The organism is Paenibacillus sp. T2-29 (assembly GCF_052921365.1).
The window spans coordinates 145,578-157,639 of record NZ_JBREVE010000007.1 but is presented as its reverse complement, the minus strand read 5'-3'; the positions used below and the strand labels follow the sequence as shown (position 1 = coordinate 157,639).

Sequence of the window (12,062 nt, the reverse complement as noted above, 5' to 3'; positions counted from 1 at the left end):
GTAGTCTAACTGGTAAGTAAAAGTGACAAATAACACTGAGCCTGAGCAGAACATGGTCAGGCTAGCGTCTTTAGGCGCAGTTTGGCAACAAGGGGTTATACCCTAGTGCAAACCACCCTTTTGCTGCTATTCGGTATCAACCGGATCGAGTGGAGCTCATGCAGTATGGTTTGACGGGAGATCCTGAACGGATTAGAGAATTGCATTCTCTGAAGCATCTGACTATCTTTGAACAGGATATATGAACACTACCATCTGGCTTTGTTTGAATTGGAATCATTGGAGTCACTGACGATCCAAGTAGCAGATTTGGAGGAGCTACCTGTGTGCCATCATGGTGACGACTGAATTGATATAATGTAGCTTCAGCATATCTTTTGTAGGAGGGATATGAAATGGTGGAAAAATGGGTATGGGCGTTGCGGGGGTGATCGTAGGTTATGTCGCTTTTGCCAATATGAGCGTCCCGTCATCAACTATTACAGAATAAATCAGAGTCATTCGACTGTTCCACTTAGTATGCAGAGTGAGCAAGGGAGTGCAGCGAAACGTATTGTACATGACCAGGAGATGCAATTTGGAGGACAAGGACAAACGAGCTTTAGATTTGAAGAGGGGCGTAAGCTGTACATCAGTATCAAGAATACAGGAAAGCAACCCGTACGATACAAGCTCAACAGTTCGAATGGATCAGACTTGCAAGGCACAACGAGCGGGTTTTCTAGCCGAACGTTGCAGCCGGGAGAACGCCACGATCTGCTGTTTATCAAGCCAGAGGGGCAGAATGAAGCTGCAAATGGCTCCTTGAAAGAGCTGATTTTGAAAGTAAGTACGGACGCTGGATCACGAGGAAGCGTTAAAACTTTCGCATATATTACACTGTAAGCTCCTTCCAGAATGGGCACGACATGCGGTCATTAGTCTACTTATGTTACAATAGAACGGTTGAAGACTTAATGAACAGAATAGGTCAGAGTAGAAAGCAGAAAGGATGACCCGTTGTGCCCAAAAAACATGAATCCGATAATCACAAAATGTCACGGAGGCTGTCACTTACAGCCATTTTACTTACACTTACATTTGTAGCTCTTACAGGCTGCGGCCAGGATAATAATGCTGAACCGAGTGATGCTGGAAGCAGTACAAGTATGATCGAGAACAGTGCTGGAGGCAATCAGAACGGTTCAGCCCAAAGTGACAAAGCAGTTAAAGAGAGCAGGAGTGCAGAAAACAGCGGTACTGATGCGCAAAAGTCAGTTCCTTCCGCCCCAGCTACTTCATCAGATACATCTTTTCCAGCAGCGCCCAATGCATCTCAAAATCCTTTTGAGGTAGCAGGTATTCAAGATCCTAAAGCGTTTTTGGACACATTCAAAGCGTTGCAGAAGGCTGTTGCCGACAATGACAAGGAGAAGGTAGCCAATTATATTTTGTACCCTCTGCGTGTCAATGATAGTGAAAAGTCGCTAACGATTCCGAACAAGAAAGATTTTCTGGCTAAATATGATCAGATCTTTACGGACGCGATTCGTGAGGCGCTAGTGAACCAAAAGACAGATGATTTGTTTGTTAATTATCAGGGAGTTATGGTGGGATCGGGTGAGCTGTGGCTGAGAAGAGCTACGGACAATCCGAAGCAATTTGGAGTTTTTTCGATTAATCTTGAAACGGTAGCCAACTAAGTCGTATTCCACGTGTACCCATGCCCTCTAGGCGGTCGGAAACGTATACAATGTTTCTGACTGTCCCCCCCTTGAAGAAAGCAAATTATTAGATCATCCCATACCAAAAAAAGGTTTGACATCCCTCATAAACTCTCGTATTATATCCCTATAACTCATTAAACAGGTAGGAATTAAAGAATTAAAGTGTGGAAGTATGAAAGTATAACCTCGCCATTCTGGCGGAGAACCTCTAGGAACAGCAGGCAGACACTGTACACGCGACAGGTTTGACCTATCAGGGCTGCATCAGGGAATTCTCCGCCCTTTTTTTTGATTGTGTCTGTAAATAACAGGCGTAAATGAATGTGTATTTACAAATTACATAGAATGAGGGGTGTCTTGATGAAGAAGAAACACAAAATTCGGCTTTTTCTCGGACTATCTTTGGTTTTAACAATGATGCTAAGTGCTTGTGGGGCAAGCAAGGAAGGGACGCAGGCGGATGGTAGCTCTGCTTCTGGCTCTAGGGAAGTGGAGTTGCTCAATGTTTCTTATGATCCGACCCGTGAGTTGTATGAAGCATATAATAAAGCGTTTGCCGCCCATTGGGAGAAGGAGAAAGGGCAGAAGGTCACGATCAAGCAATCCCACGGAGGATCTGGCAAGCAAAGCCGCTCTGTACAGGACGGACTGGATGCAGATGTGGTTACACTGGCCCTGGGCTATGATATTGATGCGTTACAGGAAAAAGGGCTTGTTAAAGAGGGATGGCAAAGTAAATATGAGCATAACAGTTCCCCGTACACATCAACCATCGTGTTATTGGTACGTAAAGGGAACCCGAAGGGGATCAAGGACTGGGACGATTTGATCCGCGGCGATGTGCAGGTCATTACACCGAACCCTAAAACATCGGGCGGAGCCCGCTGGAACTATCTTGCAGCCTGGGCCTATGCGCTCAAAAAGAACAATAACGATGAAGCCAAAGCCCAGCAGTTTGTACAGGAGCTGTATAAGCATGTGCCTGTACTAGATAGCGGAGCACGTGGAGCGACGACGACTTTCGTAGAGCGTGGAATTGGCGATGTGCTGATCGCTTGGGAAAATGAAGCACTGCTCTCTGTGAAGGAGCTAGGTGCGGATAAATTCGATATCGTATATCCGTCGATCAGTATTTTGGCTGAACCTCCGGTAGCGGTAGTCGATAAGGTGGTAGATAAAAAAGGTACACGCGAGGTGGCGGATGCGTACCTGAAATATTTGTACAGTGAAGAAGGGCAGACCATTGCTGCCGAAAATTATTATCGCCCAACATTGGAGAGTGTGACGGCAAAGTTCAAGGATCAATTTCCTAAGCTGGAGCTCGTAACCTTGAAGGATGTATTTGGGACATGGAAAGAGACACAGCAAAAGCATTTTAGTGACAAGGGTATTTTTGACCAGATTTATGTACCTGGTAGTTCATAACATAAGTGGAGTGTAAAGGCGAGTGATCTGTAGGCGCGAGTGCCATAGTCAAAGGATGCAGAGAGGGATGGACAGAACATGAGTCAAATGCAAGCCACCCGAAAACGCGTACTTCCCGGATTCGGGTTAACAATGGGTTATAGTGTACTGTATCTCAGTCTGGTGGTGCTGGTGCCATTATCAGCACTGCTCCTGAATTCAACCGGGCTGACGTGGGAGAAATTTTGGGACGTGGCGACTGATGCCAGGGTGCTAGCTTCCTACAAGGTGAGCTTTTTGTGTGCCGCAGCCGCGGCGCTGATCGATCTGTTTCTCGGTTTATTGATCGCCTGGGTACTGGTGCGTTATGAATTTCCGGGGAAACGAGTTTTTGATGCGGTCATTGATCTGCCCTTTGCTTTGCCCACGGCGGTGGCAGGGGTTGCGTTGACCGCTCTATATGCACAGAACGGCTGGATCGGCTCACTATTCGAACCGCTTGGGTGGAAAATGGCATACTCACAGACGGGGATTACGCTCGCGTTGATGTTTATTGGCATTCCGTTCGTCGTACGGACAGTTCAGCCGGTGCTGGAGGAGCTGGACAAGGATGAGGAGGAGGTGGCGGCTACGCTGGGAGTGGGCAGATGGCGTACCTTCCGCAGCGTTATTGTACCGGAACTGGTACCGCCACTGCTGACGGGTTTTGCGCTTGCCTTTGCCCGCGGCATTGGCGAGTACGGCTCTGTCGTCTTCATTTCTGGAAATATGCCGATGAAGACCGAGATTGCTCCGCTGCTCATTATGTCCAAGCTGGAGCAAAATGACTATGCAGGGGCTACGGCGGTGGCGTTGATGCTGTTGGTCATTTCATTCGTGTTGTTATTCGTGATTAACAGTTTTCAGCGCTGGTCGCGGCGCCGTGCAGTCTAATGTAACTGTCTAACGTTAGCATGCAGACAGTAGAGGCCTGCGCATTAAACCCCGTGTTCAAGGAGGGATACATCATGTCACAAGCGATAACTGGGCAGGAGCTTGCTTCTGCACCAGTGCCTTCATCCGCACCGCCCAATAGAGTTACAACTGAAGCCCCTTGGGTAAAGTGGACGCTCATTGGTGCTGCTTTTTTAGCTTTGCTCTGGGTGTTGGTATTGCCGCTAATCGTCGTGCTTACCGAAGCACTCAAGCAGGGATGGAGCGTATACGTTGAGGCGCTACGGGACCCGGATGCTATGTCTGCATTACGGTTGACGCTGCTGGTGGCAGCGATAACGGTTCCGCTGAATACGGTATTTGGTGTAGCGGCCGCCTGGCTGATCACAAAATTTCATTTTCGCGGCAAAGGTGTGCTGGTCACCTTGATTGATTTGCCCTTTGCGATTTCGCCTGTCGTCGGAGGCCTGATGTATGTATTAGTGTTTGGCGCACAGGGCTGGCTTGGGCCGTGGCTGGATGAGCATGATATTAAAATTATATTTGCTTTGCCGGGCATTATTTTGGCAACGCTGTTCATTACATTTCCTTTTGTGGCGCGCGAGCTTATTCCGCTGATGGAAGATCAGGGGCAGCAGGAGGAGGAAGCGGCGGTCACGCTGGGTGCACGCGGCTGGCGTATTTTCTGGAAAGTGACGCTGCCGAACATCAAGTGGGGTTTGCTGTATGGCATTATTCTGTGTAATGCGAGAGCCATGGGCGAGTTTGGTGCAGTGTCCGTCGTCTCGGGACATATTCGGGGAGAGACGAATACACTTCCGCTGCATGTGGAGATTTTGTATAACGAGTATCAGTTCTCGGCATCTTTTGCGGTGGCCTCGTTGTTGCTGTTACTTGCTTTGGCAACCTTGGTGCTTAAAAGCTGGTTTGGACGCAAACGCGTGCATTAATTAATGATTGTGTATATGATCCAACAGGGCCTCTCTTTGTGTCTATCGTCTGCTAACGGCGAGAAGATGGGAAGAGAGGCCCTTGTTCTAAGGTGGCTTATATGGATAATAAAATGATCATATCAAGGCACGTTGGTGTGCCCAAGAGGAGCGAAGGGAAATATGAAACATCCGTTTCAGTCCTACCGTCAGTTGTTTCCGGTGCTGTCCTCACATATCCATGTAGGGAGCTGTTCCCAGGGGGCGATATCGAGACCGGTTTCCGCTGCCATTGAGGAATATCATCGAAGCTTGCTGCAACACGGTCTTAACGGCGACCTATCTATGGCACGTTTGGAAGAAGCCAGAGGGCATTTTGCCAAGCTCATCGGGGCGGAGCCTGACGAAATTGCGGTGATGTCCTCAGCCTCTGAGGCGATTGCTGGTGTGGCTACTGCCCTTCCTTATGTACCGGGAAAAGAATGGATTGTGTATGCAGATACCGACTTTCCGACGGTAGGACACATCTGGCAGGCACAGGAGATGTTTCGTGATCATATTTGCTGTATCCCTTCTACGGAGGGAGAAGTAACCATAGAGCAGTATGAGGAGCATGTTACGGAGAATACTGCACTTATTATGGTGTCCCATGTGAATTATACCAACGGATTTCAGCAAGATCTCAAATCCATTGCACATATAGCTCACCGAAATCAGGCGTTACTGTTCGTGGATGCCTATCAGTCTGCAGGAATGATTCCGGTGGATGTAAAGGCGATGGGCATAGATATTCTGGTCGCGGGAGCACGCAAATATATGCTGGGGATACCGGGAGTGGCTTTTCTTTATATAAGCAAGGATCGAATAGAACGCTTCAAGCCTCGTCTTACGGGCTGGCTCGGACAGGAGCCCGCCTCCCGGTTTGATATTGCTCATCCGGTTCCGGCAGCGGGAACCCGCCGCTTTGAGACAGGATTACCTTCCTTCATTAGCATTTTTGCCGCAAATGCAGCCTTAAAGCTGCTGCTGGAAATTGGGGTCACGAACATTCAGACCTATATGAATGAACTGTTGGACTTTTCTGTTGAATATGGACGTAGCAAAGGGTTACACATACGCATACCTGCTGGAGGAGGCACTTTACCAAGTCTGCTCGCTGTTGAAGTAGCCGATGTGTCGGCGGTAGAGAGGCGTTTGAGGAGCCGAAATATGATTGTGTCGGCACGAAAGGATATTATTCGTTTGGCTCCGCATTTTTACAATACGGCAGAGGAAGTCCGGCGGGTCATAGATGAATTAGCTGGGAGTTGTTGAACAGCAAAAGCCTCTTCCGAGTGAATGGGAGCATAGCAGGTCCCTTTTACACCGGAGAGGCTTTTGTTGATTTAGAGAATTTTAATTACACGATCCGTTTGCGCAACCAGCCGGATACCAGATCGGTCAAAATGATTAAGACTACAATGCCGAGTAAAATGACGCCTACACGGTTCCAGTTGCGCATTTGGAGTGCAAACAGCAGCGGAGTACCAATACCACCTGCACCAACCAGACCGAGCGTGGTTGCGGACCGGATGTTAATTTCAAAACGATAGAGCGAATAGGAAAGAAACTGTGGAATCACCTGCGGCAGCACGGCGAAGAAAATGACCTGCCAACGGTTGGCACCGCACGCGATCAGAGCTTCCTGCGGCCCGTGATCCACACTTTCAATCGTTTCTGAGAAAAGCTTGGCCAGCATGCCAATGGAGTGAATGCCGAGGGCAAGCACACCTGCAAACGAGCCGGGACCTACGGCTTTAATGAATAGAATGGCGACGATCATTTCGGGAAATACCCGGATGACACTAAGTACAAACTTCCCGCTACCTGATAAAGGGCGTAGACGGCTCATATTGCTGGATGCCCAAAAGGCAAACGGCAGGCAAGCAAATGCGGACACGAAGGTTCCAAGCACTGAAATAACCAGCGTATCCAGCAACCCACGCAGCAAATCCTCCCCCTCAGGGATGTAGACAAACGACCAGTCGGGATGAAGGAAACCGTCCAATATCGCGACAGAGACGCTTTTGGCCGTCCCCTGTAATCCTTCAAACTGCATCCCGCGAAAAGCCCAAATGTAAATGATAATTAGCAGAATAGCTAACGCCCAAAAGCGCAGGCGGGAGCCAATAGGTCTGCGAAGCGTAGGATCATTCATAATAACTTCCTCCGTAGCAGGTTACTGCCGTAATCAATCGCAAGGACGATGACGAGGGTCAGTAGAATAATAATGCTTGCCCGGTCATATCGGAACAGCCCAAGGGAACGGTCAAGCAGCAGACCGATGCCGCCAGCGCCAACGAGCCCCAGAACAGATGCTGCGCGCACATTAACCTCAAAGGTATACAGCAAGTACGACACAAAATAAGGCAATGCCTGCGGAACCACACCAAAGGCGATAACTTGAATGCGGCTCGCGCCAACAGCAGTCATGGCCTCCAGTGGTCCGGGATCAATGGCTTCAATCGCCTCAAAGGTCAGCTTGGCTATGATCCCGAAGGAGAAGAAGAGCAGGGCGAGCATTCCTGCAAACGGTCCGATGCCGAATACAGCCACAAAGATCGAGGCAAACAGCAAATCGGGAATCGTCCGTACCAGATTCAGGATCGTGCGCATCGGCAGCGAGATCAGCTTGCGCGGCATCACATTATAGGCGCACAGCAACGCGACAGGGATTGCTAATATGGCTCCCAGTGTCGTGCCGACAATAGCGATCTGGATCGTTTCCAGCATCGGTTTCCAGATGGTAGGCAGGTAACTCCAGTCTGGAGGAAACATTTCCTCCAGCAATTTGCCCATTTCCGGTAATCCAACGATCAATTGGTAAGGCGTGGCATCTGTATGAATGGAGCAGGCTACCAGCACCACGATAAAAATCATCCAGGTGGCGTAACGCTTGTAGCGTCCTGGCAAAGGTGGCCCTGCGGGCGGCTTACTTGGCTGGGGCGGTCCAGCAGATGGTGACGGTTGCGTCGAAGAGAGCGGCTGGACAGTAGAGTCGGGCTTCATGATCCCACTCCCAGCAGTTCATCATGCTTGATGGCCCGGCCGTAGATCTCCGCAAAGGCTTCATCCGTAGCTTCCTCCGGTGTGCCGTCAAAGACGACCTCTCCAGCGCGTAATCCGATGATCCGTGTTGCATATTCGCGCGCCAGATCAATGAAATGCAGATTGACAATGGTCGTAATCTGCATTTCACGGTTGATTCGCTGGAGATCGTCCATCACCTGGCGGGTGGTCAGTGGATCAAGCGACGCGACAGGCTCGTCTGCCAGAATGATTTTAGCCTCCTGCGCCAGAGCACGCGCGATGGATACGCGCTGCTGTTGGCCACCGGACAGCTCATCGGCTCGGCTGTAAGCTTTTTCCCGGATATTCACGCGTTCTAGCGCCGTTAGTGCCAGCTCGATATCTTCCTTCGGGAAGAGACCGAGAATGGTCCGCAGCGTCGAATGATAACCAACGCGGCCGGAAAGTACGTTGCGAAGCACCGTCGAACGCTTAACCAGATTAAAGCTTTGAAAGATCATGCCGATATCACGGCGAATACGCCGCAGCTCGCTGCTTCCGGCAGACGTAACAGACTTGCCGCCTACAACGATGTCGCCAGACGTGATGTCATGCAGTCGGTTAATGGAACGCAGCAGGGTGGACTTACCGGCACCGGATAAGCCTACAATGACGACCATTTCTCCCTCCTGAATCGTCAAATTAATATTATTCAACCCTTTGGTGCCGTTCGGGTATGTTTTCGATACGTTTCGAAATTCAATCATATGCTCCCAACTTTCTCTCCGATAGGGTGGAATGAAAACAACACCGCCATGAATACATGGACGGTGCTGCCCTGTCATTCGTAAAGCCTGTTTCGTACCTGTTACTTTACCGCTTGGCCGACAGCTTCGGCGTATTCACGCACAGAATCGAAGTTTTTATCGTCGCCCTTTTCATAACCTACATGGGTGTAAATTTCTTTAATGATTTCGCCGCCTTCAGGATCGTTGGCAATGTCAATAAAGGCTTGGGCGATTTTGTCTCTCCACGTTTGATCCATATCGGAACGTACGCTGACGGTGTCATTTGGAATTTTAGCTGTGTAATGAATGACACGTGTCTTTTCAAATACGTCCGGGATTTCCTTCTTCACTGTGTTACGTGCATCCTGGAAAACAGCGACAGCATCAACCTGACCATTCAGCAGCGCCAGAATAGCAGCGTCGTGGCCTTTGATCGTCACACCCTGCACATCTGTGTCCGGGTCCACGCCAGCTTTTTTCAGCTCTGCTGCGGGGTACACATAGCCTGCGGAGGAGGTTACATTTTGCCAGCCAACCTTCTTGCCTTTCAGATCAGCCAGACTTTGAATTGGAGAATCCTTTTTCACCACGATCATTGCTTTATAAAAGTTTACTTTTTCAGTCGTGTCCTTGCCTGTGGCATCTTCAATGCCATAGCGTTGAGCTTGCAGGAGCAAGTCGGCCGCTTTACGGTTATCGTGTGCCAGTACATAAGCATTAGGCGGAAGGAACCCTACATCTACCTGTTTGGAAGACATGGCTTCCACAATCGTATTGTAGTCAGGAGATACGGTTACTTTCACCGGGATTCCGAGTTTGTCCCCCAGCAGTTTTTCGAGCGGTTTAGCTTTGGCTTCGAGGGTATCTGCATTTTGAGAAGGAACGAATTGTACCTTTAACTCCTTAGGGACATAGGCTGTGCTTTCGTTTTTAGAGCCATCTGTACCCGGAGTGGAGGCGCTGTTGTTATTGCTTGCATTTGAGCCACAAGCGGCTAAACCCGCTGCCAGTGTGAAGGTCATGCACAAGGTCAGTGCTTTTTTGAACAAAATAATTTCCCCCTAAACATCGTAATAACGAAAATTTAAAAAACCTGTAAATTCAGTGACAAACCAAATCTTAACAGCTAGTCCCACAGGTAGGGTAAAAAGCACTCCTGACTTTGGTAAAAATGATGTAAAATTTATCATTTGCTAAAGAACATAAGCGGTATTTATGCGAATTGCTTATTTTAACATTCTCTTAACAGTGCTTTGTTAGACTTATTCAAGCTCTATGACCGAAGCTGAGGGAGAGAACAAGATTGGATATTTTGGACGTTAATGATAAGACAGGGCGGGAATATGCAGGTGCTGTGAAGGTGAAATTCCGCATTATGGTTACCACCGATCTGCATGTTAGCTTGTGGAATTATGATTATTATACAGATCAGGAAACACTGCATTACGGTCTGGCGCAAACCGCTAGTCTGATTCACACGGCTCGGGCAGAAGTGCCCAATCACCTGCTGCTGGATAACGGAGATGTGATTCAGGGGAATCCGATGGGAGATTATGCTGTACAGCGGCTCCAACGGGACCCAAGCGAGGTGCATCCCGTCTATAAAGCAATGAATCTGCTGGGGTATGAGGCAGGCAGTATTGGTAATCATGAATTTAACTATGGGTTGGAATATTTGCAGACTTGCCTTCGAGGAGCACAGTTTCCTTATGTGAATGCCAACATCTATATAGCGGGAGAGGAAGAACAAAACTACTTCACGCCTTATCTATTGCTGGATAAGACGGTAGAGGATGAAGCAGGCGGTAAGCATCTGCTGAAGGTGGGAGTCATCGGCTTTGTGCCTCCGCAAATTATGCAATGGGACAAGGCATGGTTGGAAGGAAAACTTATCGTCAAAGATATGTTGGAAACCGCCAGACGGTTTATTCCAGAAATGCAGGCGGCTGGAGCCGACCTCATTATTGCTATGCCTCATGCAGGCTTTGAGGATATTCCCGAAACCCCCAATATGGAAAATGCGGTGCTGCATCTGAGCAGGGTGGAAGGGGTCGATGCCATTGTGTTTGGTCATGCACATAAAGTATTTCCTGGCCCTTCGTTTATAGGTATGTCAGGTGTTGATGCAGAGCAGGGCACCATCCATGGCATTCCAGCAGTAGAGCCGGGCTTCTGGGGAGATCATCTGGGTATCATTGATCTGGATCTGGCTCTTATTGGGAGTAAGTGGCAAGTGGCTGCATCTGCTGCCGAGGTACGTCCGGTGTATGACCCGATACGCAAGGAAGCACTCGTCCAACCAGATACTGCTATTCAGCAGGCGGTAGCAGATGAACATGCTGGAACCCTGGATTATATTCGTGCACCTGTAGGTCGAACGACGGTAGCAGTGAACAGCTTTTTTGCCCAGGTGATGGATGATGCTTCGGTTCAGCTTGTGAATGATGCACAAATTTGGTATGTGAAACAGCAGCTACAAGGGAGCGAGTATGAGGGGTTGCCCGTTCTGTCGGCAGCAGCTCCTTTTAAAACAGGGGGCAGATATGGTCCAGCGTATTATACCGATATTCCCGCAGGGACGATGGCGATCAAACATATCGCCGATCTGTACAATTTTCCGAATACGCTGCATGTCGTTCGACTGAGTGGGGCAGAAATTCGAGAATGGCTGGAGTGGTCTGCCGGTCAATTCCGGCAAATTGATCCTTCGGCAGAGGAGGAGCAAGAGCTGATTAATTCTGAGTTTCCAAGCTTTAATTTTGATATCATCGATGGCATCGAGTACCAGATTGATGTAACACAGCCAGCCAGATATGATGCTGCCGGGGAACTAAAGGACCTAGATGCGCACAGAATCATTCATATGTCTTTTGAAGGGGAACCGATGGATATGCAGCGGAGTTATCTGGTTGTTACGAATAACTATCGCGCGTTCTCCTCTGCGTTGGTTAATCCAGGTGGGGAGCGAATTGTACTGGCTTCACCGGATGAGAACCGGCATGTGCTGACTGAGTATGTGCGGCATATGAAGACGTTGACGCCAAAGGCTGACGGTCACTGGTCCCTCGCCCCATGGTCGGGTCGTCCACATGTGACGTTCCTAACCTCGCCCCAAGCAACGCATGTCGCCAATGCTTATTCTGAGTTGCTTTATGAAGGGCTGACGGTAGAAGGATACGCTAAGTTTGCTCTTGATTTTCGGTGATTCTAAATCATTTTGCAAGTTGTGATCTTCTAAGTCCACAGCATCAAAA

At 49.0% G+C, this 12,062-nt stretch carries 11 protein-coding genes; 7 read left to right on the top strand and 4 right to left on the bottom strand.

The genetic code is table 11. From position 1 onward, the window contains the following. The first annotated feature begins 390 nt into the window (after window positions 1–390). The 6 genes from ACU1JV_RS19515 (at window position 391) to ACU1JV_RS19490 (ending at window position 6,286) form a co-directional block, all read left to right on the top strand. A complete protein-coding gene (locus ACU1JV_RS19515; RefSeq protein WP_413987040.1) occupies window positions 391–885 on the top strand; it encodes a hypothetical protein in 495 nt (164 codons plus the stop codon). Window positions 886–1,001: 116 nt separating this feature from the next. Next, window positions 1,002–1,682, top strand: coding sequence for a hypothetical protein (locus ACU1JV_RS19510; RefSeq protein WP_413987039.1), 681 nt, complete (start codon window positions 1,002–1,004; stop codon window positions 1,680–1,682). Window positions 1,683–2,066: 384 nt separating this feature from the next. Next, window positions 2,067–3,131: a sulfate ABC transporter substrate-binding protein gene (locus tag ACU1JV_RS19505; RefSeq protein ID WP_413987038.1), complete on the top strand. Its 1,065-nt coding sequence runs from the start codon at window positions 2,067–2,069 to the stop codon at window positions 3,129–3,131. A 78-nt stretch (window positions 3,132–3,209) separates the two neighbouring features. Next, on the top strand, window positions 3,210–4,043 hold the full coding sequence (gene cysT / locus ACU1JV_RS19500; RefSeq protein WP_413987037.1) for a sulfate ABC transporter permease subunit CysT: 834 nt from the start codon (window positions 3,210–3,212) through the stop codon (window positions 4,041–4,043). A 74-nt stretch (window positions 4,044–4,117) separates the two neighbouring features. Then, window positions 4,118–4,993: a sulfate ABC transporter permease subunit CysW gene (cysW, locus tag ACU1JV_RS19495; RefSeq protein ID WP_013373166.1), complete on the top strand. Its 876-nt coding sequence runs from the start codon at window positions 4,118–4,120 to the stop codon at window positions 4,991–4,993. A gap of 162 nt (window positions 4,994–5,155) precedes the next feature. Continuing rightward, the gene (locus ACU1JV_RS19490; protein WP_413987036.1) at window positions 5,156–6,286 is read left to right on the top strand and encodes an aminotransferase class V-fold PLP-dependent enzyme; all 1,131 of its coding nucleotides are present in this window, start codon (window positions 5,156–5,158) and stop codon (window positions 6,284–6,286) included. An 85-nt stretch (window positions 6,287–6,371) separates the two neighbouring features. Here ACU1JV_RS19490 and phnE (ACU1JV_RS19485) read toward each other — a convergent pair whose 3' ends face one another. The 4 genes from phnE (ACU1JV_RS19485) to ACU1JV_RS19470 all read right to left on the bottom strand — a co-directional run bounded on the left by phnE (ACU1JV_RS19485) (window position 6,372) and on the right by ACU1JV_RS19470 (window position 9,857). Then, window positions 6,372–7,169, bottom strand: a complete 798-nt coding sequence (phnE, locus tag ACU1JV_RS19485; protein WP_413987035.1) for a phosphonate ABC transporter, permease protein PhnE — start codon at window positions 7,167–7,169, stop codon at window positions 6,372–6,374. Then, the gene (phnE, locus tag ACU1JV_RS19480; protein ID WP_016324733.1) at window positions 7,166–8,020 is read right to left on the bottom strand and encodes a phosphonate ABC transporter, permease protein PhnE; all 855 of its coding nucleotides are present in this window, start codon (window positions 8,018–8,020) and stop codon (window positions 7,166–7,168) included. Before phnE (ACU1JV_RS19480) ends, phnE (ACU1JV_RS19485) begins: the two co-directional genes overlap by 4 nt. Further along, a complete protein-coding gene (phnC, locus tag ACU1JV_RS19475) occupies window positions 8,017–8,787 on the bottom strand; it encodes a phosphonate ABC transporter ATP-binding protein (protein ID WP_029514360.1) in 771 nt (256 codons plus the stop codon). Before phnC ends, phnE (ACU1JV_RS19480) begins: the two co-directional genes overlap by 4 nt. A gap of 101 nt (window positions 8,788–8,888) precedes the next feature. After that, window positions 8,889–9,857 carry a phosphate/phosphite/phosphonate ABC transporter substrate-binding protein gene (locus ACU1JV_RS19470; protein WP_013373161.1) on the bottom strand — a complete coding sequence of 323 codons (969 nt, stop codon included), beginning with the start codon at window positions 9,855–9,857 and terminating at the stop codon, window positions 8,889–8,891. Window positions 9,858–10,111: 254 nt separating this feature from the next. Here ACU1JV_RS19470 and ACU1JV_RS19465 point away from each other — a divergent pair, with 254 nt between their 5' ends. Beyond that, window positions 10,112–12,013: a bifunctional 2',3'-cyclic-nucleotide 2'-phosphodiesterase/3'-nucleotidase gene (locus ACU1JV_RS19465; protein ID WP_413987034.1), complete on the top strand. Its 1,902-nt coding sequence runs from the start codon at window positions 10,112–10,114 to the stop codon at window positions 12,011–12,013. Window positions 12,014–12,062 lie beyond the last annotated feature (49 nt).